This window comes from Cellulosimicrobium sp. GQ32, assembly GCF_059758455.1.
This window is the reverse complement of the sequence record NZ_JCAXEP010000002.1, coordinates 512,320-535,907: the sequence shown is the minus strand read 5'-3', so window position 1 is coordinate 535,907 and position 23,588 is coordinate 512,320. Positions and strand designations below refer to the sequence as shown.

Below are 23,588 nucleotides of genomic sequence, written 5' to 3'. Positions count from 1 at the left end.
CGGACCTTCGCGCAGGTGGCTCTCGTCGGGACCGCTGCGTCGACGTCGTGCCGCCGGACTCCCCGCCCGTTCCGTCCCGTGTGACGTCGGAGCCGGCGTGGGAAGATGGCCTGCGCAAACTTCACAACGAGAGGTAACCCTGGTGAACGACACCTCCCACGAGTCCGAGTCGGACCGCCCGTCGTCGGGCGGCGACCGTGGTGGACGCCGCGACCGCGACGGTCGACAGGGCCCCTCCCGCGACGCACGGGGTGCCGACCGCAGCCCGTCCGGCGGCTCGACCTCGGGGGACGGCGACCGTCGTCGCAGCGGCGGGGACGCCGCGCGCCGCGACTCGGCTGACGACCGCGGGCGCCAGGACGGCGGCTACGGGGGTCGCCCCGATGGTGCTCGCGCGCGCCGCGACGGCGGTCGTCCTGACCGTGACGCCGCCCCGGGTCGTGACCGTCGGGAGGGCGACCGGACGGACCGTGACCGTCGTGAGGGCGATCGTCGGGACGGGGCACGCCGTGACGGTGGACGCCCGGACGAGCGGCGTGCGTGGAGCTCGCGCGGCGAGGGCACGGGCTCGTCCCGCCGCGAGCACGGCGGGGGGCGCGGCGACCGTGCCGGGCGCCGTGACGACCGGTCACCTGCTCGTGACGGGCGTGGCGCGCCCGGTGCGCGCGGTGGCGCGGGATACCAGCGGCCGACGCGTCCGGGAGAGGGCGAGCGTGGTCGGTACGACCGCGACTCGGCCGACCGTCGTCGGGACGGGTCGGGGCCTCGTGACGACCGGCACCGGGGCGGCTCCAGGCCCCGTGACGAGCGACGGGGCGGGGATCGCCGCGGGCACGCCCCGCGTGCGGGGGCCGGGCGCGAGCGCGACGGCTTCGACCGTCGCCCGGAGCCGCGGCATCCTGCGGGGCCGGCGATCCCCGAGGACGTGCAGATCTCTCAGCTCGACCGCGCGGCCCGAGGGCGGCTGCGGACGCTGAGCAAGGAGACGGCCGAGGTCGTCGGGCGTCACCTCGTCATGGCCGGACGCCTCATCGACTCCGACCCGGAGCTCGCGTACGAGCACGCGCAGGCGGCGGTGCGCCGCGCGGGCCGGGTCGACGTCGCGCGCGAGGCCGCCGGCCTGACCGCGTACGCGACCGGCAGGTACGCCGAGGCGCTCCGGGAGCTGCGCACGGTGCGACGCCTGAACGGGTCGTCCGAGCACCTGCCGATCATGGCGGACTGCGAGCGCGGTCTCGGCCGGCCGGAGCGTGCGCTCGCCCTCGCGGCGTCGGAGGAGGCCGCGACCCTGGACGACGTCGGGCGCACCGAGCTCGCGATCGTCGTGAGCGGGGCGCGCGTCGACCTCGGCGAGCTGGACGCGGCCCTCGCCGCGCTCGAGCAGGTGCCCGTGATCGGGACGCGAGGCGAGCTCGGGGCTCGGGTCCTGCAGGCTCGCGCGGCGGTGCTCGAGGTCGCGGGTCGGACCGAGGAGGCGGCCGAGATCCTCGCGGGGATCGACGCGAGCCTGCTCGCGGCGGTGCTCGGCGAGGACGACGACGTCGTGGTCTACGACCTGACCGACGAGGTTGACGAGGACGGCGATGCTGTCGCCGAGCCCGCCGACGCCGACGCCGATGCCGATGCCGATGCCGGGCAGGCTGTGGACGACAGGGCGCCGAAGGACACGGTTCCGGACGACGCGACGACCGGCGCTCAGAACTCGGAGTCGGGCGCGGGGCACGACGAGGCGGAGCATGCCTCCGCACCGTCGGACGAGGACGACCGGTGAGCGCCGGGCTCCTCGGGAGCGAGGTCGCGCTGGCCGACCGGTACGACCTCGCGCTCGTCGACCTCGACGGGGTGGCGTACCGCGGGCACGAGCCGATCGAGCACGCGGCGGAGGGTCTGACCACGGCGCGCTCGCGCGGACTGCGGCTCGTGTTCGTCACGAACAACGCGTCCCGTGAGCCCGGTTCGGTGGCCGAGCAGCTCACGGGCCTCGACATCCCCACCTCGGCGGACGAGGTCATGACGGCCGCGCAGGCCGCGGCTGCGCTCCTGCGCACCCGCCTCGAGCCGGGCGCGCGCGTCCTCGTGGTCGGCGGGGCCGGTCTCGTGACGGCCGTCCACGACGCGGGCTTCGTCCTCGTGGAGTCCGCGGACGAGGAGCCCGACGCCGTGGCGCAAGGCTTCGCGCCCGAGCTGGGCTGGGCGCAGCTCGCCGAGGCCGCCTACGCCGTCCAGCGGGGCGCGTGGCACGTCGCGAGCAACCTCGACCTGTCGCTGCCGACCGCGCGCGGCTTCGCGCCGGGCAACGGGTCCCTGGTCGGCGCGGTGCGCGCCGCGACGGGCGTCGAGCCCGACAGCGCAGGCAAGCCGTCGCCGACCATGTACCGGCTCGCGATCGAGCGCGCGGGGGCCGAGGCGCCGCTCGTCGTCGGGGACAGGCTCGACACGGACCTCGCCGGCGCGCGCGCCGGCGGCTACCCCGGCCTGCACGTCCTCACCGGCGTCAGCACGGCGCGGGACACCATCCTCGCGGAACCGCACCTGCGCCCGCACTACGTGGGCGTCGACCTGCGCAGCCTCCTCGAGCCCCACCCGGTGCCCGTGCGCACGGACGCCGGCTGGTGGTCCTGCGGCGACAGCGCGGCGCGGGTGGACGACGGCGCGCTGCGCCTGGACGTGCGCGGGACCGCGACGGTCGACACGGTCCGGGCGGCGGCCGCCGCGTCCTGGGCGTCGGCCGACGCGGGGCTCCCCGTGGACCCGTCGACGGTCCCCGAGCTGCCCGTCGGGACCCACTGATCCCGACCGCGGGGCGGCGCGACGCGCCGCGTAGCACCTGGCGACGGACGTGCCCGTGCGTGGGACGCAACCGGTAGCGTGGTCCGGGATGCCCGGTCACGGACCGGGCGACGTTCGTGCAGCCCACCAGACAGGAGGCAGGACATGACGGACGGTCCGCTGCGTCCGGTTCCCGGCCCGCCTCCGGGCGGACGGCCGGAGCGCTCGGTGGAGGGCCGGGGCGGCGTGGAGCCGTCCTCGGTCACCGACCTGCCCGGCAACGCGCTCGACGCCGCGCTCGGTCGGCTCGACGGGCTGGAGGGGCTCGCCACCGCCGACCACGTGGGGGTGCTGGAGGCCGTGCACGACGCGCTGGTCGCCGAGCTCGCCCGCACGGAGGACTGAGCGTGGCAGATCGCACCGGTGCCCGCCTCGACGGCGAGCTCGTCCGGCGCGGGCTCGCGAGGTCGCGCCGGCAGGCCGCCGAGCTCGTGGCCGCGGGCCGGGTGACGCGCGGCGGTGCCGTCGTGACCAAGCCCTCGACCGCCGTCGGGCCCCTGGACGTGCTCGCGGTGGCGCCGGACCCGGAGGATCCCGGTTACGCCTCGCGGGCCGCGTTCAAGCTCGCCGGGGTCCTCGACGCCCTGGACGCGCTCGACCCTGCCGGCGCGCCGCCGCGGACCCCCACCGTCGACGGCGCGCGGTGCCTCGACCTCGGGGCGTCGACCGGGGGCTTCACAGACGTCCTGCTGCGCCGGGGTGCGCGGGAGGTCGTGGCGGTGGACGTCGGTCACGACCAGCTCGTGCCCGCACTGCGCTCCGACCCCAGGGTCCAGGTGCACGAGGGGCTCAACGTCCGCGACCTTGCTCCCGAGCACGTCGGAGCCGTGCCCGACCTCGTCGTCGGCGACCTCTCGTTCATCTCGCTCGCGATGGTGCTGCCCGCCGTCGCGGGTGTCGTGGGCCCGGGCTCCGACCTGCTCCTGCTCGTCAAGCCGCAGTTCGAGGTCGGCCGTGAGCGCCTCGGGAGCGGTGGGGTCGTGCGCGACCCTGCCCTCCACGTCGAGGTCGTCGCCGCGGTCGCGCGGCATGCGGCGGTCGTCGGGCTCCGCCCGCTCGCCGTCGTGCCCAGCCCCTTGCCCGGACCGAGCGGGAACCGCGAGTACTTCTGGTGGCTGCGGGCCGGCGATCCCGGCCGCGCCGACGGCGCCGCGCTCGAGGACTCCGCGCTGGAGGACGCCGCGGCCGCGGCGGTGGCGTGGCAGCCCGCGCCCGACGGCGGCCCGCCGCCCGTCGTGCTCGTCGCCCGGTCGGCGGCGGACGGGCCGAGCCCGACGCCCGACGCCGCGACGCCCGACCGACCCCTGACTGGAGGAGCACCGTGACGCGACGCGTGCTGATCGTGACCCACGGCGGCCGCCCCGAGGCGGTCGTCGCGCTGCACGAGGCGGTGACCGAGCTCGAGCGCGCCGGGTTCACCGTGACGCTGCACGACGACGACCTCGCGGAGAGGTTCGGCGACCACATGGCGCGCACGCGTGCGCGCGAGGGCGTCGCGGAGTCCGAGGTCGTCATGGTCCTCGGCGGCGACGGCACGATCCTGCGCGCCGCCGAGCTCACGCACGGCACGGGGGTGCCGCTGCTCGGCGTCAACCTCGGGCACGTGGGATTCCTCGCGGAGAGCGAGCGCGAGGACCTGCGCGCCGCCGTGGGGCGGCTCGCGGCCTACGACTACACGGTCGAGGAGCGCACGATCGTCGAGGTGCGCGCCTACCTGCCCGGCGAGCCGGAGCCGCTCGTGGGGTGGGCGCTCAACGAGGCCACGGTCGAGAAGGCGCAGCGCGAGCGCATGATCGAGGTCGTGCTCGGCGTCGACGGCCGACCGCTGTCGTCGTTCGGCTGCGACGGCGTCGTGACGGCGACCGCGACCGGCTCGACGGCGCACGCGTTCTCCGCGGGCGGGCCGGTGATGTGGCCGGACGTCGACGCGGTGCTCGTCGTCCCGCTCGCGGCCCATGCGCTCTTCGCTCGCCCGCTCGTCGTGGGCCCGCGCTCGACGATCACGGTCGACGTGCTCGCCGACTCGGCGTCGCCGGGCGTGCTCACGTGCGACGGCCGTCGGCGCATCGACCTGCCCAACGGGTCGCGGGTCGAGGTCCGACGCTCCGACACGCCCCTGCGGCTCGCACGGCTCAGCACGGCCCCGTTCACGGACCGCCTGGTGTCCAAGTTCTCGCTCCCCGTGGTGGGGTGGCGCGAGCGCGCGGCGAGCGTGGCCGCGACGGCGGGCACGACGGCGGAGCGCGCCGCGGCGGCGGAGGCGAGCAGGGCGCCGGAGGACCAGGACGTCACGGACGAGGAGGAGTGAGCGTGCTCGAGGAGATCGCGATCGAGAACCTCGGCGTCATCCGGTCGGCCCGGGTCCCGGTCGGGGCGGGCCTGACCGTGATCACGGGCGAGACCGGCGCGGGCAAGACCATGGTGCTCACCGGGCTCGGGCTGCTCATGGGCGGCAAGGCCGACCCGGCGACGGTGCGCCCGGGGGCGTCGAGCGCGGTGGTCGAGGGGCGCGTGCGCGTCACCGACCGGCCGTCGGTCGCGCAGCGGGTCGACGACGCGGGCGGCCAGGTGGACGACGACGGCACGGTCGTCATCCTGCGTACGGTCGCCGCCGAGGGCCGCTCGCGCGCGCACCTCGGTGGTCGTAGCGTCCCGCAGGGCGTGCTCGCGGAGATCGCCGACGACCTCGTCACGGTCCACGGGCAGTCCGACCAGCTCCGGCTGCGGACCGGGAGCCGGCAGCGCGCCGCGCTCGACGCGTTCGCGGGCCCCGCGCACGCGGAGCTGCTGACGCAGTACCGCGACGCGTGGACCGAGCGCACCGCGCTGCAGGCCGAGATCGACGACATCGAGACGCGCGCCGGCGAGCGCGCCCGGGAGGCGGAGCTGCTCCGCCTGGGGCTGGCGGAGGTCGAGCGGGTCGCGCCGCAGCCGGGCGAGGACGTCGAGCTGACGGCCCTCGTGGCACGCCTGGGGAACGTCGAAGAGCTGCGGGTCGCGGCCCAGCTCGCGCACGACGCCGTGGCCGGCGACGAGGCCGCCGAGCCGCAGGAGAACGCCGTCGTCTCGGTCGACCGGGCGCGCCGCGCGCTCGAGTCGGTGGCCGGGACGGACCCGGAGCTCGCGCGGCTCGCCGAGCGGCTCGCGGAGGTGGGCTACGTGCTCGCCGACGTCGCCACGGAGATCTCGGGCTACGTCGAGGACCTCGCGGCCGACCCCGCCGGGCTCGAGAGCGCGCACGCGCGCCTCGCCGAGCTCGGGACGCTGACGCGCAGCTACGGCGAGACGGTCGACGACGTGCTCGCCTGGGCGAGCGATGCCGGGCTGCGGCTCCTCGACCTGGACGACGGCGGCGAGCGGCTCCACGCGTCGATCGTGCGCCGCGACGAGCTCGACGCGGAGATCGACCGCCTCGGGACCGCGATCACGGCCTCGCGCGAGCGCGCCGCGGCCGAGCTCGCGACCGCGGTGACCGACGAGCTGCGCGGCCTGGCCATGGGCGGCGCGAGCCTCGTGGTCGACGTCGAGCGCGCCGAGGAGCCCGGCCCGTGGGGCGTCGACGTCGTGACCTTCTCGCTCGTCGCGCACGCGGGCGCCCCGGCCCGGCCGCTCGGCAAGGGCGCGTCGGGCGGCGAGCTCTCGCGCGTCATGCTCGCGATCGAGGTCGCGCTCGCGACCGCGGCGGTGGACGGCACCGGGCAGGTGCTCCCGACGTTCGTCTTCGACGAGGTCGATGCGGGCGTCGGCGGCAAGGCGGCGGTCGAGGTCGGGCGCCGGCTCGCATCGCTCGCGCGGCGCACCCAGGTCGTCGTCGTCACCCATCTCGCGCAGGTCGCGGCGTTCGCCGACGTCCAGCTCGTGGTGACGAAGTCGTCCGGCGCCGGTCCGGGGGACGGGCCCGATGCCGCTGATGCCTCAGCGGTCACGGTCACGGGTGTGCGCGAGGTCACGGGGGACGAGCGCGTCCGCGAGCTCGCGCGGATGCTCTCCGGCCAGGAGGACTCGGACGCGGCCCGCCGCCACGCGGTGGAGCTTCTGGAGTCCTCGGTCGTGGGACGATAGGGCACGATGAGACTCACTCTGCGCAAAGCCTCCCCGCCGGAGGCCGGGTCCGGCACGCTCGGCCCGGCCAAGGTCGACGCGCGCACCAAGGCGCTCACCAAGCGTCTCCAGCCGGGGGACGTCGCGGTGATCGACCACGTCGACATCGACCGCGTCGCCGCCGACGCCCTCGTGGCGGCGAAGCCGTCCGCCGTCCTCAACGCCGCGAAGTCCGTCTCGGGGCGCTACCCGAACCTCGGCCCCGACGTCCTCGTCGAGTCGGGGATCGTGCTCGTCGACGACCTCGGCCCGGCGATCATGGCCGTCCCCGAGGGCCGGGAGCTGCGGCTCGACGGCGGCAAGGTCTACCTGGGCGACGACCTCGTGGCGGAGGGCGTCCTCCAGAGCGAGGAGACGGTGGCGCGCAGCCTCGAGGAGGCGCGCGCCAACCTCTCGGTCGAGATCGAGTCGTTCGCCGAGAACACGATGAACTACCTGCGGCGCGAGCGCGACCTGCTGCTCGACGGCGTCGGCGTCCCGGACATCCGCACGCCGATCGACGGTCGGCAGGTGCTCATCGTGGTGCGCGGCTACCACTACCGCGAGGACCTCGCGACGCTGCGCCCCTACATCACGGAGTACCGGCCCGTCCTCATCGGCGTGGACGGCGGCGCGGACGCGATCCTCGACGCCGGCTGGAAGCCGGACATGATCGTCGGCGACATGGACTCGGTGTCCGACCGCGCGCTGAGCAGCGGCGCCGAGGTCGTGGTGCACGCGTACCGCGACGGCAAGGCGCCGGGCCTCGAGCGCGTCCAGGAGCTCGGCGTCGAGCCGGTCGTCTTCCCGGCGACGGGCACGAGCGAGGACATCGCGATGCTCCTCGCGGACGACAAGGGCGCCGAGGTCATCGTCGCCGTCGGGACGCACGCCACCCTCGTCGAGTTCCTCGACAAGGGTCGCGCGGGGATGGCGAGCACGTTCCTCACCCGGCTGCGCGTCGGTGGCAAGCTCGTCGACGCGAAGGGTGTCTCCCGCCTGTACCGGCACCGGATCTCCAACCTCCAGCTCTGGCTCCTGTCGATCGCGGGGCTCCTCGCCGTCGTCGCCGCGCTGTGGTCGACGGCGGCGGGCCAGACGTTCTTCGGGATCGTGGGCGCCCGGTTCGACGACCTCTGGTCGTGGATCGGGTCGCTCTTCGCAGGCGGCGGCTGACCCCGGCCGGGCCGTCGTCGCCGTTCGGCCCGCGCGCCGGCCGCTTGCGACCGGCCCGATCCGCGCTCCCACGCTCCCTGACCTTGCCAGCACGCAGCAGCCCGAACCGAAGGACACCACCGCACAGTGATCGACTTCAGGTACCACATCGTCTCGTTGATCTCGGTCTTCCTGGCCCTGGCCGTCGGGATCATCCTCGGCGCCGGCCCGCTCCAGGGTGCCATCGGTGACCAGCTCACCGGGCAGGTGGAGCAGCTGCGCACCGAGCGCAACGAGCTCCGCGACCAGCTCGACGAGGCGAACGTGACGCTCGGCGACGACTCGCGGTACATCGAGGCGGCAGGGCCGCAGCTCGTGGCCGGGTCGCTCCAGGACCGTCGCGTCGCCGTCGTCGACCTGGACGGGGCGGACAACGAGCGGGACGACGCGATCGCCGAGCAGCTCGAGACGGCCGGCGCGTCGGTCGTCGGCCACGTCCGCCTGACGGACTCGTGGACGAGCCAGGACGAGGAGAGCGCGCGCCAGACGGTGGCCGAGGGTCTCGGGGAGAAGCTGGGGGAGGTCCCGCAGGACGCGACCCCCGAGCAGCGGCTCGCCCGCGCGCTCGCGCTCGCGCTCACCGGTGCCGCCCCGACGAGCTCCGAGGAGCGCAGCCCGGAGGCGATCGAGCTCGAGGCGCTCCTGGAGCGCTTCGCGCTCGTCGACGTGGTGTCCGAGCAGACCTTGCCGGCCGACGTCGTCCTGCTGCTGGGCGGACCCGCCCCCGAGCAGGCCGCCCCGACGGCCGAGGGGGAGGAGGCGCCGGCGCCGGACACCTACGTCGTCGACATCGAGGTCCAGGTCGCCGTCGCCGCGCAGGAGGTCGCCGAGGCGGCGCTGGTCGCCGGCCCGACGGCGGTGAGCGGCGACGTCGTGTCGACCATCCGGGCGAACGACGACCTCGCGGCGTCGATCTCCACGGTGAGCGGGATCGAGGCGGAGCCGGGCCGGATCAACGTCCCGCTGGCCCTCGCGGCGCGCGTCGCGGACCAGGTCGGGCAGTTCGGGTTCGAGGAGAGCGCGACGGCGGTCCTCCCGCCGGCCGTGGAGCTCCCGCCGGTGACGCGCACGACGTCGTCCGACGCAGGTGCCCAGGACGCCGCCGCGGGCGGTACGGCGGACGACGGCGCCGCCGACGTCGAGCAGACCGCCGGCGCGGGGGAGGGCTGACGTGGCGCGCGCGCTGCGCACCCTCGCCGCGGCCGGGGTCGCCGCCGTCGTGACCGCGACGGCGCGGCGCGCAGCCGGGTCGCGCCCGCCGGGGGGCGCGGGGCGCTGGACGCGCACCAACCACCGCGGCGAGCCGATCAGCCTGCTCGAGGGCCCGGCGGTCGCCGCCGGCCTCGTCGCCGGGTCGCTCGCGGCGGGGGGTGACGCCCGCACGCGTGGCGCGGTCGCCCTCGCGACGGCGAGCGCGGGCGCGTTCGGACTCGTGGACGACCTCGCGGAGGACACGTCGACCCGGACGAAGGGCCTGCGCGGCCACCTCGGCGCGCTCGCCGAGGGCCGCGTGACGACGGGCGCGCTGAAGATCCTCGGGATCAGCGGCGTCTCGCTCGTCGCGGCGGCGATCGGGACGCGGCGCACGGGCGGGGCGTTCGGCCACCTCGTGGACGTCGGCGTGAACGGCGCGCTCATGGCCGGCACGGCGAACCTCCTCAATCTCCTGGACCTCCGCCCGGGCCGCGCGCTCAAGGCCGCCGGGATGGCGTCCCTGCCCTACCTCGGTACGTCTGCGGCCCCGACGACGGGAGCGGTCCTCGGGGCGGTCGCCGCCGCGGCGCCGGGGGACCTGGGCGAGCGCGACATGCTCGGCGACTGCGGCGCGAACGCGCTCGGTGCCGCGCTCGGCTCGCAGGTCGCGTTCGCCGCGCCCCGCTCGGTGCGCTGGCTCGCGCTCGCGGGCGTGGTGGGGCTGACCCTCGCGAGCGAGAAGGTGAGCTTCTCGAAGGTCATCGAGGGCAACGACGCGCTGCGGCGCGTGGACGCGTGGGGCCGGCGCCCCGCGTGAGCGCGCGGGCGGGGCGGCTGCGCGCCGCCACGGGCACCCTGGCGGGCGCCGCCGCGATGATCACGCTCGTGACGATCGCGAGCCGGCTCGTCGGCTTCGCGCGGTCGCTCGTGCAGTCCGCGGCGGTCGGTACCGAGGGCGTCGGCTCGGCGTACACGGCGGCGAACCTCCTGCCCAACGTCCTCTTCGAGGTCGCGGCCGGCGGCGCTCTCGCGGGGGCGGTCGTGCCGCTCCTCGCGGGGCCGATCGTCCGCCGGTCGGGCACCGAGGTCTCACGCGTCGCGTCGGCCCTGCTCGGGTGGACGCTCGTCGTGCTCGTCCCGCTCGGGGCGCTCCTCGCGCTCCTCGCTCACCCGATCGCGACGCTCCTCATGCTCCCGAAGCACCCCGAGCTCGTCGACGTCACCGCGACCTTCGTGCGCGTCTTCGCGCTCCAGGTGCCGCTCTACGGTCTCGCGGTGGTGCTCGGGAGCATCCTTCAGGCGCACAAGCGGTTCTTCTGGCAGGCGTTCTCGCCGCTGCTGTCGAGCCTCGCCGTCATCGCGGTCTTCCTCGTGTTCTACCGGCTCGCGGACGGCGACCAGGCGGACGTCGCCGCGCTGTCGGGGGACGCCATCGCCTGGCTGGGCTGGGGTACCACGGCGGGTGTCGCGGTCCTCGCGCTGCCGCTCGTCCTGCCGGTGCGCCGGCTGGGCGTCCGGCTGCGGCCCACGTTGCGTTTCCCGGGCGGTGAGGCGGTCCGGGCACGCAACCTGGCGTTCGCGGGGATCGGGGCGCTCGTCGCGCAGCAGCTCTCCGTGCTGGCCATCATGGGCGCCGCGTACCGGTTCGGCCCGGAGCAGACCTTCCCGACGTACTGGTTCGCGCAGCAGGTGTACCTGCTGCCGTACGCGGTGCTGGCGTTCCCGCTCGCGACGAGCGCGTTCCCGCGGCTCGCCGAGCACGTCGCCCATGCACGCCACGACGCCTACCGCCGCCTGCTCGCGACGACGACGCGGACGCTGATCGTCGTCGCAGGCCTGGGCGCCGCCGCGCTGATCGCCGCGTCCGCGGCCGTGGAAGCCGTGTTCGCCGTCATCGCGAAGGGCTCGGTCACAGGCCTCGGGGGTGCCGTCGCGGGCATGGCGGTCGGCATCGTCGGCTTCTCGCTGATCCTCCACCTGTCGCGCGCGCTGTACACGATCGACCGTCAGCGCGTCGCGGTCGTCGTGACCGCCGCGGGGTGGCTCGTCGTGGCGGCGACCGCGTACGTCCTTCCCGCCGTGACCGGCGTGCGCGACCAGGCCGGGGTGCTGCTCCAGCTGGGCCTGGCGACCGCGGTCGGGATGTCGGTCGCGGGCGCCGGGCTGCTCGTCGCGACGCGCCGTCACGCGGGCCCGGGGGCGACGCGCGGGGTCCTGCGGACCCTGCTGGTCGTCGCCGTGGGCGTCGCCCTCGGTGCGCTGGCTGGCTCGGCGGTCTCGGGCGCGCTGCTGCCCGACGACGCGGGCTGGCTCCCCGCCGTCGGGGTCGGGGCCCTCGCGGCGCTCGTCGCGGGCGCGGTCGTCGTCGGGGTGTCGCTCGCGGGGGACCGCGCGGCCCTGCTCGGCATCCTGCGTCGGGGCCGGGCGGGCGGCACGTCCTCCGAGGACCCGGCCGGGGGCGTCGCGCCTGGCGGGACGGCCGCCTCGTCCGAGGAAAACCCCAGGGCGTAGGCGCTCGCCGGTCGGCCGGCGCGGGGGCGACGGCACGTGCGGCGTCCCGCGGACGTGGCGCGTCGCACTGCCCGGTCCGCATGCCGTCGTCGGGCACGCTGTTAGGATGGAGTTCCGTGGCAGATCACCTGAACCGGCCCTCCTCCCGCCTCAACGCCTCGGGCGCTCGCACCGAGCACCGCACCGCGCACGTCTTCGTCACCGGCGGCGTCGCCTCCTCGCTCGGCAAGGGCCTCACGGCATCCAGCCTCGGTCGTCTGCTCCGCTCGCGCGGCCTGCGCGTCACCATGCAGAAGCTCGACCCGTACCTCAACGTCGATCCCGGGACGATGAACCCGTTCCAGCACGGCGAGGTGTTCGTCACCGAGGACGGTGCCGAGACGGACCTCGACATCGGCCACTACGAGCGCTTCCTCGACGTCGACCTCGAGGCGACCGCGAACGTCACGACCGGCCAGGTCTACTCCCAGGTCATCGCGCGCGAGCGGCGCGGCGAGTACCTCGGCGACACGGTCCAGGTCATCCCGCACATCACCGACGAGATCAAGTCGCGCATGCGCGCCCAGGCCGGTGAGGACGTCGACGTCATCATCACCGAGATCGGCGGCACCGTCGGCGACATCGAGTCGCAACCGTTCCTCGAGGCCGCGCGCCAGGTGCGCCACGAGCTCGGCCGCGACGACGTCTTCTTCCTCCACGTGTCGCTCGTGCCGTACATCGGTCCGTCGGGCGAGCTCAAGACGAAGCCGACGCAGCACTCCGTCGCAGCCCTGCGCTCGATCGGTATCCAGCCCGACGCGATCGTGCTCCGCGCGGACCGCGTGGTCCCCGAGCCGGTCAAGCGCAAGATCGCGCTCATGTGCGACGTCGACAACGAGGCCGTCGTCAACGCGGTCGACGCGCCGAGCATCTACGACATCCCGCGCGTGCTGCACTCCGAGGGACTCGACGCGTACGTCGTGCGCCGCCTCGGCCTGCCGTTCCACGACGTCGACTGGGACGGCTGGAGCCAGCTCCTCGAGCGCGTGCACCAGCCCGCCCACCGCGTCGAGGTCGCGCTCGTCGGCAAGTACATCGACCTGCCGGACGCGTACCTCTCCGTCACCGAGGCGCTGCGCGCCGGCGGGTTCGCGAACGACGCCAAGGTCACCATCCGCTGGGTCGCGTCCGACGAGTGCCAGACCCCGGCCGGTGCGGACGACGCCCTGCACGGCGTGGACGCCGTCCTCGTGCCCGGCGGGTTCGGCGTGCGCGGCATCGAGGGCAAGCTCGGCGCGCTGCGCTGGGCGCGCGAGAACAAGGTCCCGACGCTCGGGATCTGCCTCGGTCTCCAGTCGATGGTCATCGAGTACGCGCGCAACGTGCTCGGCATCGACGACGCGTCGTCGACCGAGTTCGACCCGGGCACGTCCCACCCCGTCATCGCGACGATGGAGGAGCAGCTCGCGATCGTCGGCGGCGACGGCGACCTGGGCGGCACGATGCGCCTCGGGTCGTACGAGGCCGCGCTGGCACCGGGCTCGGTCGTCGCCAAGACCTACGGCTCGGAGCGCGTCTCGGAGCGTCACCGCCACCGCTACGAGGTGAACAACTCCTACCGCAAGCAGCTCGAGGAGGCGGGGCTCGTGATCAGCGGGACGTCGCCCGACTCGTCGCTCGTCGAGTTCGTCGAGCTCCCCGCGGACGTGCACCCGTACTACGTGAGCACGCAGGCGCACCCGGAGTTCAAGTCGCGCCCCACGCGCTCGCACCCGCTGTTCACCGGCCTCATCGGCGCCGCGCTCGAGAACCAGGCCGACTGAGTGGGCGCCGAGGCGGGTGCTCCCTCGCCTGCGGAGCTCCCCACGGTCGACGCGCTCGCGCCGCGCCCGGTCGCCGAGACGTCGGTCGTGCACCACGGTCGTGTCTTCGACCTCCGCTCCGACATCGTCGAGCTGGACGACGGGCAGGTCACGCGGGAGTACCTCGACCACCCGGGCGCGGTGGCGATCGTCGCGCTGGACGACGACGAACGCGTGCTCCTGCTGCGCCAGTACCGCCACCCCGTGCGGCGCGAGCTGTGGGAGGTGCCGGCGGGCCTCCTCGACGTCGTCGGGGAGGACGCGCGGCTCGCCGCGGCCCGTGAGCTCGCCGAGGAGTCCGACCTCCAGGCCGCGCGCTGGGACGTCCTCGTCGACTACTTCACGACGCCGGGCGGTTCCAACGAGGCGCTGCGCGTCTTCCTCGCGCGCGACCTCGCGCCCGTACCCGACGACGAGCGGTACGAGCGCGAGGCCGAGGAACGCGACATGGAGCTGCGGTGGGTGCCGCTCGACGAGGCGCTGCGCGGCGTCCTCGCGGGCGAGCTGCACAACCCCTCGGCCGTCGTCGGGATCCTCGCCGCCGCCGCGTCCCGCGCGGACGGCTGGGCGTCGCTGCGCCCGGCCGACGCACCGTGGCCGGAGCGCCGCGGGGGCTGACGGTCCGGGGCCGACTGCCGGTGCACCGGTTCGGGTAGCGTCCGAGGGCGTGGGCTCACCTCTTCCCGACCTCGTCCCCGTCCCGGCCGGCCGGCTCGACGTCGTCGACGCGCGCACGCGAGAGTCACGCTCCGTCGTCCTGGAGCCGTTCCACGTCACTCGTACGCCGGTGACCGTCGGTCAGCACCGGGCCGTCCTCGACGCCGACCCGCTCCGGTCTCGGGGCGAGCCGTCGGCCGGCGGGCGGTCACGCGGCACGATCGCGGAGCAGGACCGGACGTGCACGGAGCCGGACGACGTCCCCGTGCACGGGGTGACGTGGTTCGAGGCGGTGCTCTGGTGCAACGCGGCATCCCGGGTGGCGGGCCTGGACCCCGCGTACCGGGTCTCGGGTCGGGACGTGCGCTGGGACGTGCGGTCCGCGGGGTACCGGCTCCTGACCGAGGCCGAGTGGGAGCACGCCTGCCGCGCCGGGACGAGCGGGCCCCGGTATGGCCCGACCAGGGCCGTCGCCTGGACCGCGGACGACGGCGGCGACGGTCCCCGGCCTGTGGCCGGACGGCTCCCGAACGCGTTCGGCCTCCACGACACGCTCGGGAACGTCTGGGAGTGGTGCTGGGACTACGCCGACACCGCGCGCTACGGCGAGTACCGGAGCCTGCGGGGCGGCGGCTGGGCGGACCGACCCTGGAGCGTGCGGGCTGGCGTGCGACGAGGCAGCGCGCCCGACGCACGGATCGAGGACGTCGGCCTCCGGGTCGCGCAGGGTCCCGTGGGCGAGCCGGGCGTCCCCGCGGCCCAGGGCTGGTCGGACGCGGCGGACCGCGCTCGGGCTCAGATTCCCGGCCTCCTGCCGCTCGGGTGGACGCCGTTGACGTTCCCGTCCGCCGTCGGCGCAGATGCCGACGAGGCCGCGGCCGTCGGTGCCGAGGACTAGGGTCTGACGACGTGCCCGCACCCGACGCACCGACCCCACCGGGGGACGCGCTCGTCCGCGTCCTCGGCCCGGTGCGGGTACCCGGACCCGACGGCGCGCCCGTCGCCCCGCGCGGGTCGAGGGCGACCGCGCTCGTCGCCGCGCTCGCGCTCGCGGGCGGCCGGACGCTGGGCGTGGCGACGCTCGTCGAGGATCTGTGGGGACCCGACGCGCCCCAGGACCCGCGCGCCGCGCTCCAGAGCCTCGTGTCGCGGCTGCGGCGGGAGGCCGCGCCCGGGACCGTCCTCTCGCGTGCGGGCGGCTACGCCCTCGGTGTGCCGAGCGACCTGGACCGCGCCCGCCGCGCGCTCGCCGACGCCCGGTCGGTCGCGCACCGCGGCCCCGCTGCGGCCGGCCAGGGTGCCGGGTCGAGCGTCGCCGACCTGCGGAGCGCGCTCGCGCTGTGGCACGACGACGACCCGGGCACCGACGTGCCCGGACCGGTCGGGCAGGTGCTGCGCGCGGAGGTGTCGCGGCTGCGCGACGGGCTCACGGTCGCGCTGCGGTCGGCCGCGGCCGTCGCCGGGGACCAGGAGACCGTCGTCGCGCTCGCGACCGCGGCGCTCGACCGCGACGAGATCGACGAGGACGCCGCGCGCGACCTCATGACGGCGCTCGCGGCGTCGGGCCGGGTGCGCGAGGCGCTCGCCGCGTACGCGCGCGTCCGCCACGCGCTCGTCCGCGAGCTCGGCACGGACCCGGCCCCGGACCTCCGGCGGCTCGCCGCCGACCTGCTCGACCGCGCGTCCGGTGCCGGTGCCCCCGCGCCGTCGCCTGCGGGTGAACCGGGCGCCGCAGCCGCGGTGCCGGGCACGGCTCGCGGCGCGCACGCCACGCAGGCGCGGGGCGTGCGGGTGGCACCCGACGCGCTCCTCGGCCGGGACGACGACGTCGACCGCGTGCGGGGCGCTCTCGCCCGGGCCCGGCTCGTCACGATCCTCGGCCCGGGCGGGCTCGGCAAGACGCGCCTCGCGCAGGAGGTCGCGCGCCGTGCGGCCGCGACCGGGACGGTCGACCTCGTGGTCGTCGTCGAGCTCGCCGGCGTGCGGACGGACGAGGACGTCGTCGTGGCCCTCGCGGACGGGCTGGGGATCTCGCCGCCCGCGCGCACGGGCCGGCTCGCCGACCGCCTGGCGGCGCCGGAGCTGCGCGAGCAGGTGCTCGACCGCGTGCGGGGGCGAGACGTCCTGCTCGTCCTGGACAACTGCGAGCACGTCCTGGACGGTGCGGCGCGCTGGGCCGCCGACCTGCTCGGAGCCGCGCCGCGCCTGACCGTCCTCACGACCAGCCGGTCGCCCCTGCGTCTCGCGGCCGAGCACGTGTACCCCCTCGACGCGCTGGGGGCGGACGGCGGGACCGGACCAGCCGTCCGACTCTTCGTCGAACGTGCCCGCGCCGTCCGGCCCGGAGCGAGCCTGCCGCCCGACGTCGTCGCGCGGCTGTGCGAGCGCCTCGACGGCCTCCCGCTCGCGATCGAGCTCGCCGCGGCCCGAGTGCGCACGATGAGCGTCGAGGACGTCGAGCGGCACCTCGACGAGCGCTTCGCGCTCCTGCGCTCGGGGGACAGGCTCGCCCCTGACCGGCACCGCACGCTCGAGGCCGTGATCGAGTGGAGCTGGAACCTGCTGGCAGCGCCCGAGCAGGACCTGCTGTGCCGCGCGGCGGTGCTCCCGGACGGCTTCTCGGCCGAGGCGGCGCAGGCCGTCACGGGCGGCGTCACTCCGGGCGGGGCGCTCGGGACGCCCGCGTGGGAGACGCTCGACGCGCTCGACGGGCTCGTGGCCCAGTCGCTCCTGCGGGTCACCGAGGACGACGGCGTCGTGCGCTACCGGATGCTCGAGACCGTCCGGGAGTTCGGTGCCCTGCGGCTCCTGGACACGGGTGCCACGGCGACGGCGCACGAGGCGGTGCAGCGCTGGGCCGCCGCGCTCGCGGCACGGTGCGCGGACGCGCTCGTCGGGGGTGACCAGACCGCCGCCGCGACCGACCTGCGGCGCGAGCAGGAGAACCTCCTCTTCGCGCTGCGCGAGGCGGTCCAGGACGCGCGACCCGACGTCGTCGTGCGGGTGTTCACGGCGCTCATGGGCTCCTGGCTGCTGCTGGGCATCGAGGACCAGGCCGCCGGGCTCGTGGAGGTCGTGCTCGACTCGGTCGTCGGCTGGGAGGTCCCGCCCGACGACGTCCAGCCCGCGGCTCTCGCGCTCGCCGCGGTCGCGGGCGCCGGGGCGTTCGCGCGCCCCGAGCTGACCGCCCGCGCGCTGGGGCGACTGCGGCGGCTCCTGCGCCGGCCCGACGTCGGGCCGCGCACCCGGGCTTTCGCCCGGCTCCTGACGGTGCGCAGCACCGAGGAGATGGAGGCGACGCTCGCGGGCCTCCGGGCCGACGACGACGCGTTCGTCGCGATGCTGGCCGAGTTCACGACGGCCCAGATGGCGGAGAACGAGGGACGTCTCGCCGAGGCACGCTCATGGGGTGCGCTCGCGCACGAGCGCGCGGTCGCCCGGGGGGACGTCGCTGCGCGCGCGACGACCGCGATGTTCCTCGCCTCGTGCGCGAGCGAGGCGGGTGACGCCGCCGACGTCGGGCGCTGGGCCGAGGCCGCGCGCGACCACCTCCGGGCGCTCGGCGCGACGGCGACGTTGCAGCAGCTCGACTGGGTGGAGATGTCGGCCGCGGTGACTCTCGGTGAGACGGAGCGCGCTGAACGGATGCTCGCGGCGTTCGACGGCGCGGTGGGCGGCGCGGGCTTCGGCGGCGCGGACGTCCCGCCCGACGTGCGCTCCGTCGTCGCCATGAGTCGGGCGGAGGTCGCGGCGATGCACGGCGACGAGGACGCGGCCCTCGCGCTCTACGGGGAGGCGGCCGCATCGTTCGACGACGAGGCGCGCCGGTCGCCCTGGTACGTGCTGCTCGCCTCGTCGTGGCTCGTGCGCCTCGCGACCGCGGGATCGGCACTGGCCCCGGCCGTCTCCCAGGAGCTGCGAACGCTCGTCCTCGGGACGCACCGGGCGCGCCCGCACTTCGTGGACTACCCGGTCGTCGGGACGTCGTTCCTCGCGCTCGGGGTCGCGTTCGCGCTGGGCCGCGGCGGTTCCCGGGCGGGCGGCTCGGACGACGGCGCCGAGCGTGGCGTCCGGCTCGTCGCGCTCGCGGAACGGATGGGCTCGCGGCAGGACCAGCCCTCGCTGCGCCACGAGAACGCCTGGGCGCAGGTGACCGGCGTCGTCGGTCCGGCGCTCGCGGAGCGGGCCCGGGCCGAGGCGCACGACCTGGACCGGGGCGACCTCGCGCGCCGGGGCTTCGCGCTCCTCGGCGAGGCCGAGGCCGACAGGGACGGCTCCCACGACGCCTGACGGACGGCGACGGGGCCGGCACCCGGAGAGGTGCCGACCCCGTGCGGAGGAAGTCTCGTCTTTCGCCGTGCGGCTCGGAGGCGGCTCTGAGGCGGCTCTGAGGCGCTGGGAGCCATGGCCGGTCGTGCGGTCAGGCCTTGCGCATGTACGCGCGCACGGTGAGTGGCGCGAAGACCGCGACGATGACCGCGGCGCCGACGAGAGAGATCGCGGCGTCGGAGCCGAGCGTCCCGGTGTTCGCCAGCTCGCGGACCGCGGTGACGAGGTGCGACACCGGGTTGACGTTGACGAAGCCCTGCAGCCAGCCCGGCATCGTGTCCGGCTGGACGAACGCGTTCGACAGGAACGTCAGCGGGAAGAGCACGATCATCGAGATGCCCTGCACGCTCGACGCGGTCCTGGCGACGACGCCGAAGAACGCGAAGATCCAGCTCACGGCCCACGAGCACACGATGACGAGCAGACCGGCGAGCGCGACGGCACCGAGCCCGCCGTCGGGCCGGTAGCCCATGAGGTAGCCCATCGCGAACGTGAGCGTGGTCGCGATGAGGTACCGGACCGTGTCGGCGAGGAGCGCGCCCGACAGCGGCGCGATGCGCGCGATGGGCAGCGACCGGAAACGGTCGAACACACCCTTGTCCATGTCCTCGCGCAGCTGCGTTCCCGTGACGACCGATGTCGTGATGACGGTCTGCACGAGGATGCCCGGGATGATGATCGGCAGGTAGCTCGTGACGTCGCCCGCGATCGCGCCGCCGAAGATGTACGTGAACATCAGCGTGAAGAGGATGGGCTGGAGCGTCACGTCGAACAGCTGCTCGGGTGTGCGCTTGATCTTCAGCAGCCCGCGGTACGCCATGGTCAGCGTGTGGTCGGCCGTCGCGCGCAGCGACGTGCGGTCGGACAGCACGCGGTCGGCGCCGGCCTGGATGCGCGGCCGGGTCGCGGGCGCCGTGTCGGTCGGGCGGGGAACCGTGGGGGGAGTGGTGGTCGTGGTGGTCATCGCAGCGCCGCCTCTCGCGTCGCGGACGCGCGCTCGTCACGCGTGCCCGGGGTGTCGTCCGTGGAGCGCGGGTCCACGCCGTCGTCCGTCGTGTCCTCGCCGGCCGCCGCGTCGAGCGGCTCGGCACCGTGCCCCGTCAGGGTGAGGAACACCTCGTCGAGGCTGGGCTTGTCCATGCTCAGCGAGCCGACCTCGATGCGTGCCTCGCGCAGGCGCACGAGGAGGTCCGTCACGACGTCCGGCCCGGGGACGGGCACGGTGAGCCGGCGAGCCTCGGGAGAGACCGTCGCGGCGAGGCCCAGCGAGCGCTCGACGATCTCGAGCGCGGGAGCGACGTCGACGGCGTGGACCAGAGTCAGCTGGAGCGACTGGTCGCCGACGGCGTCCTTGAGGTCGTCCGCGGTGCCCTCGGCCACCACGCGACCGCGGTCGATCACCGCGATCCGGTCTGCGAGCTGGTCCGCCTCGTCGAGGTACTGCGTCGTGAGCAGCACGGTCGACCCGCTCGCGACGAGGTCGCGGATCGTCGACCACATCTGGGCGCGGGTGCGGGGGTCCAGGCCGGTCGTCGGCTCGTCGAGGAAGATGAGCGGCGGCTGCGCGAGGAGGCTCGCCGCGAGGTCCAGACGGCGGCGCATGCCGCCCGAGAAGTTCTTCAGCGGGCGGGACGCCGCGTCCGTGAGGCCGAACGCCTCCAGCAGCTCGACGGCCTTGCGCCGGGCCTGCGTGCGCGAGAGCCCGAGCAGCCGCGCGAAGACCACGAGGTTCTCCGTCGCGCTGAGCGTCTCGTCGACCGAGGCGTACTGCCCCGTCACGCCGATGAGCTGGCGCACCTTGTGCGGGTGCGCGACGACGTCGTGCCCGAACACGCGGGCCTCGCCGGCGTCCGGGCGCAGGAGCGTCGCGAGCATGCTGATGGTCGTGGTCTTCCCGGCACCGTTGGGCCCGAGGACCCCGTAGACGGTGCCGGTGCGCACGGTGAGGTCCACGCCGTCGACGGCGCGGTTCTCGCCGAAGACCTTCACGAGGCCGTGGGCCTCGATCGCGGGGGTGGTCATGTGTCCTCCTGGTCGGTGGGTTCACCACCCAGGTTCGACGCCCGCCCTCGCAGCGCGCTGTCAGCGGAGCACCACCCGCTGTCACGCCACTGTCACGCGAGGTAGAGCCGTGGTCACGCGAGGTAGAGCCGTGGTCACGCGAGGTAGAGCCCCGGTCACGCGAGGTAGAGCCGTGGTCACGCGAGGTAGAGCCGTGGTCACGCGAGGTAGAGCCCCGGTCACGCGAGGTAGAGCCGTGGTCACGCGAGGTAGAGCCGTGGTCACGCGAGGTAGAGCCGTGGTCGCACGGGGTAGAGCCGTGGTTTGTGTGTTCGACGGCGTGTGGCTGGGTTGGGTGGTCGGGGTGGGTGGTGGTGCCGCGTCTACCATCCGCCGCTCGTTCCTCGCGGCTCCCGCCAGGCCCGCCACGACGCGGCACCACCACCCACCCCGCCCGGCTTCGTCTCGCCCTGGTCGGTCCTCGCCCGGGTGACTGACCGCGGTGCCGGCCCGCCTGTGCCGGGCTGGCTCGCGGGTGGGCCTGACCGTCGGGGCGAACCATCCGTCGTCGGGCACGGCCCGGGCACTTCCTCGGCAGACCACGGCTCTACCCCGGCCGACCACGGCTCTACCTCGTGCGACCTCGGCTCTACTTCGGCACGTGCGGTTCGTGCTCCGCGGGCCCCGTGACGCGACCCGTGAACGTCCTCCCGACGGCCGAAAAGGCCGCGTGCCGGGGCGGGCCGGCGTGCTAGCGTCGGGGCCGATCGTGCACCGAGCCGAGGAGGTGAGTCCCGTGAACGCTGTGTCCGTACCGGGCGCCCCCTCGCTGCCCACGATCGCGCGACGGCCGTAGTCGTCGTCGGAAGCGCTCGCCGCACCATCGCGAGAGGCGACTCCCATGCGCACCACCACACCTTCTTCTGCACCGGGCACCTCAGCAGCAGGTCTCCCGGCACCTGATCTCCTGGCATCCGATCCGGTCCCGACGTCGGGCGAGCGTGCCCTCGTGCTCGGGGGCGGCGGGTCGACCGGCAACGCGTGGCTGATCGGCGTCGTCGCCGGTCTGGCCGACGCCGGGCTGCCCGTGTCCACGACGGCGGACCTGACCGTCGGGACGTCGGCGGGGGCGACGACGACGGCGCAGCTCGCCGGCGCGACGCCCGCGGAGCTGTACGCCGCCGCTCTCGTCGCGCCCCCGCCCCCGCAGGCAGGTCAGGGCGGCTCGAACACGAGCAGTGACCGCACGCGGCAGGCGGAGGACCAGATGGCGCGGACGGCCGCCGTCATCGCGGGTGCCCAGGACGCGGCCGACATGCGCCGCAGGCTCGGGGCGGCGGCGCTCGCCTTGCCCTCGTCGTCGGACGAGGCGGTGCAGTCACGGTGGCGGGCCACCGTCGCCGCGCGCCTGCCGGACCTGTCCTGGCCTCTGAGGGCCGTCCTCCTCACCGCCGTCGATGCTCGGACCGGTGAGTCCGCCGTCTTCGACCGGAGCAGCGGGGTCGACCTCGTCGACGCCGTCGCGGCGAGCTGCGCGAGCGGGTTCGCCTACCGGGTCGGGGAGGGGCAGTACCTCGACGGCGGATACCGCCGCAACGAGAACGCGGACCTCGCGGCGGGGCACCGGCGCGTGCTGGTGCTGTCGCCGTTCGGCGGCAGGACGCGGGCGCCGCTGGACTGGGGTCTGCAGCTCGCCGTGCAGGTCGACGAGCTGCGCGCACGAGGGAGCCAGGTCGAGGTGATCGACCCGGGGCCCACGGCCGACCACCTTTTCGGCCCGCAGGCCATGGACCTGTCGCTTCGGCCGGCGGCGGCCGAGGCCGGGTACGAGCGGGGTACCGCGCTCGCGGAGCGCGTCGCCGCGCTCTGGCGCTGACTCGCGCGGACACGCGCTGACGCAGCGGTGGCCCGAGGCCGCTCAGGCCCGGGCCGCCGCCCGCTCAGGCTCGCGTGCGGGTCGTCAGCACGACGCGCGTCGAGCCGGCGACGAGGAGCGCCGAGCCGAGCATGTGCAGGCCGACGAGCAGCGCGGGCAGACCCGTGAAGTACTGGACGTACCCGATCAGTCCCTGGCCCAGCGTGATCGCGAGCAGGATCCAGGCCGCACGGCGCACCTGCTGCGGCCCGCGGCGGACGCTCACGAGGTACGCGACGAGGACGGCGACGAACACCCAGACGGCCCAGGCGTGGAGCTTGCTCATGAGCGCGGGGTCGACGGCGAAGCGGTAGCCGACCTCCTCGTCGCCGCTGTGCGGGCCGGCGCCGGTGACGACGACGCCGAGGACCACGACCAGTGCCGTCAGCCCGTACAGCGCCCACGCGAGCGCGCGCGAGCGCGACGCGACCGTGGGGACGGGTGGCCCGTCGCCCTCCCCGGACCGGTGCAGGAGGAGCAGCGAGACGGAGACGAGCGCGGCCGAGACGACGAAGTGCAGCGACACCCACCCCGGGTGCAGGTGCAGCAGGACGATGACGCCGCCGATGACCGCCTGCGCGGCGACGCCGAGCAGCGGGACGGCGCCGAGGAGCCGGTAGGACAGGACGCGCGAGCGGTCGGTCCACACGAGCACGAGGGCCGCGATCGCGATGACGCTCAGCACCCCGGTGAGGGTGCGGTTCCCGTACTCGACGAACTGGTGGTACGTCGTCTCGGGGTGGAACTTCGCCGCGAACTGCCCGGGCTCGCACTGCGGCCACGTCGAGCACCCGAGTCCCGAGCCCGTGAGACGCACGGCGCCGCCGGTGACGATGATGCCGATCTGCGCCACGAGGTTCGCGACCAGCACCGGTCGGGTCCAGCGGCGCAGCGGCGCGAGCCGGTCCGGGCGGACGGTGCCGTTTCCGGAGGCGGCGCCTGCGGGGCTGTCGGCGGGAGCGGGGTCGAGCGCGGGGGGCGGGGTGCTCACGGTCCCACGGTATCGGGACGACCAC

General features: G+C 75.4%; 18 protein-coding genes. 15 read left to right on the top strand and 3 right to left on the bottom strand.

The window, feature by feature from the left end:
- The first annotated feature begins 925 nt into the window (after positions 1-925).
- From AC6CH9_RS06165 to AC6CH9_RS06100, 14 genes are all read left to right on the top strand, one after another.
- Entirely contained in the window at positions 926-1,771 is an 846-nt protein-coding gene (locus AC6CH9_RS06165) for a hypothetical protein (RefSeq protein ID WP_498154112.1), read from the top strand.
- Positions 1,768-2,790: an HAD-IIA family hydrolase gene (locus AC6CH9_RS06160; protein WP_498154111.1), complete on the top strand. Its 1,023-nt coding sequence runs from the start codon at positions 1,768-1,770 to the stop codon at positions 2,788-2,790. Before AC6CH9_RS06165 ends, AC6CH9_RS06160 begins: the two co-directional genes overlap by 4 nt.
- 144 nt (positions 2,791-2,934) lie before the next feature.
- A complete protein-coding gene (locus AC6CH9_RS06155; RefSeq protein WP_498154110.1) occupies positions 2,935-3,174 on the top strand; it encodes a hypothetical protein in 240 nt (79 codons plus the stop codon).
- Between the two features lie 2 nt (positions 3,175-3,176).
- A complete protein-coding gene (locus AC6CH9_RS06150) occupies positions 3,177-4,154 on the top strand; it encodes a TlyA family RNA methyltransferase (protein WP_498154109.1) in 978 nt (325 codons plus the stop codon).
- Positions 4,151-5,137 carry an NAD kinase gene (locus tag AC6CH9_RS06145; RefSeq protein WP_498154108.1) on the top strand — a complete coding sequence of 329 codons (987 nt, stop codon included), beginning with the start codon at positions 4,151-4,153 and terminating at the stop codon, positions 5,135-5,137. Before AC6CH9_RS06150 ends, AC6CH9_RS06145 begins: the two co-directional genes overlap by 4 nt.
- 2 nt (positions 5,138-5,139) lie before the next feature.
- Positions 5,140-6,891 carry a DNA repair protein RecN gene (gene recN, locus AC6CH9_RS06140; protein ID WP_498154107.1) on the top strand — a complete coding sequence of 584 codons (1,752 nt, stop codon included), beginning with the start codon at positions 5,140-5,142 and terminating at the stop codon, positions 6,889-6,891.
- Between the two features lie 6 nt (positions 6,892-6,897).
- Positions 6,898-8,085, top strand: a complete 1,188-nt coding sequence (gene steA, locus AC6CH9_RS06135; protein WP_498154106.1) for a putative cytokinetic ring protein SteA — start codon at positions 6,898-6,900, stop codon at positions 8,083-8,085.
- A 126-nt stretch (positions 8,086-8,211) separates the two neighbouring features.
- Positions 8,212-9,294, top strand: a complete 1,083-nt coding sequence (locus AC6CH9_RS06130; protein ID WP_498154105.1) for a copper transporter — start codon at positions 8,212-8,214, stop codon at positions 9,292-9,294.
- Between the two features lies 1 nt (position 9,295).
- Positions 9,296-10,135: a hypothetical protein gene (locus tag AC6CH9_RS06125; RefSeq protein WP_498154104.1), complete on the top strand. Its 840-nt coding sequence runs from the start codon at positions 9,296-9,298 to the stop codon at positions 10,133-10,135.
- The gene (gene murJ / locus AC6CH9_RS06120; RefSeq protein ID WP_498154103.1) at positions 10,132-11,829 is read left to right on the top strand and encodes a murein biosynthesis integral membrane protein MurJ; all 1,698 of its coding nucleotides are present in this window, start codon (positions 10,132-10,134) and stop codon (positions 11,827-11,829) included. The genes AC6CH9_RS06125 and murJ overlap by 4 nt, the downstream gene beginning before the upstream one ends.
- A 116-nt stretch (positions 11,830-11,945) precedes the next feature.
- On the top strand, positions 11,946-13,631 hold the full coding sequence (gene pyrG, locus AC6CH9_RS06115; protein ID WP_498154102.1) for a CTP synthase: 1,686 nt from the start codon (positions 11,946-11,948) through the stop codon (positions 13,629-13,631).
- The gene (locus tag AC6CH9_RS06110) at positions 13,632-14,288 is read left to right on the top strand and encodes an NUDIX domain-containing protein (protein WP_498154101.1); all 657 of its coding nucleotides are present in this window, start codon (positions 13,632-13,634) and stop codon (positions 14,286-14,288) included.
- A 49-nt stretch (positions 14,289-14,337) separates the two neighbouring features.
- Positions 14,338-15,225 carry a formylglycine-generating enzyme family protein gene (locus tag AC6CH9_RS06105; protein ID WP_498154100.1) on the top strand — a complete coding sequence of 296 codons (888 nt, stop codon included), beginning with the start codon at positions 14,338-14,340 and terminating at the stop codon, positions 15,223-15,225.
- A gap of 11 nt (positions 15,226-15,236) precedes the next feature.
- A complete protein-coding gene (locus AC6CH9_RS06100) occupies positions 15,237-18,617 on the top strand; it encodes an ATP-binding protein (protein WP_498154099.1) in 3,381 nt (1,126 codons plus the stop codon).
- A gap of 130 nt (positions 18,618-18,747) precedes the next feature.
- On the opposite strand, the gene AC6CH9_RS06095 is transcribed toward AC6CH9_RS06100, so the two are convergent.
- Together AC6CH9_RS06095 and AC6CH9_RS06090 are read right to left on the bottom strand one after the other, a co-directional pair.
- Positions 18,748-19,620 (bottom strand): ABC transporter permease, encoded by an 873-nt coding sequence (locus tag AC6CH9_RS06095; protein WP_498154098.1) that lies wholly within the window; start codon positions 19,618-19,620, stop codon positions 18,748-18,750.
- A complete protein-coding gene (locus tag AC6CH9_RS06090; protein WP_498154097.1) occupies positions 19,617-20,678 on the bottom strand; it encodes an ATP-binding cassette domain-containing protein in 1,062 nt (353 codons plus the stop codon). The genes AC6CH9_RS06095 and AC6CH9_RS06090 overlap by 4 nt, the downstream gene beginning before the upstream one ends.
- 880 nt (positions 20,679-21,558) lie before the next feature.
- Between AC6CH9_RS06090 and AC6CH9_RS06085 the strand changes: the two genes are divergently transcribed.
- On the top strand, positions 21,559-22,533 hold the full coding sequence (locus tag AC6CH9_RS06085) for a patatin-like phospholipase family protein (protein WP_498154096.1): 975 nt from the start codon (positions 21,559-21,561) through the stop codon (positions 22,531-22,533).
- 64 nt (positions 22,534-22,597) lie between these two features.
- Here the strand turns inward: AC6CH9_RS06085 and AC6CH9_RS06080 are convergent, their stop codons facing one another.
- Positions 22,598-23,563 carry a COX15/CtaA family protein gene (locus tag AC6CH9_RS06080; protein ID WP_498154095.1) on the bottom strand — a complete coding sequence of 322 codons (966 nt, stop codon included), beginning with the start codon at positions 23,561-23,563 and terminating at the stop codon, positions 22,598-22,600.
- Positions 23,564-23,588 lie beyond the last annotated feature (25 nt).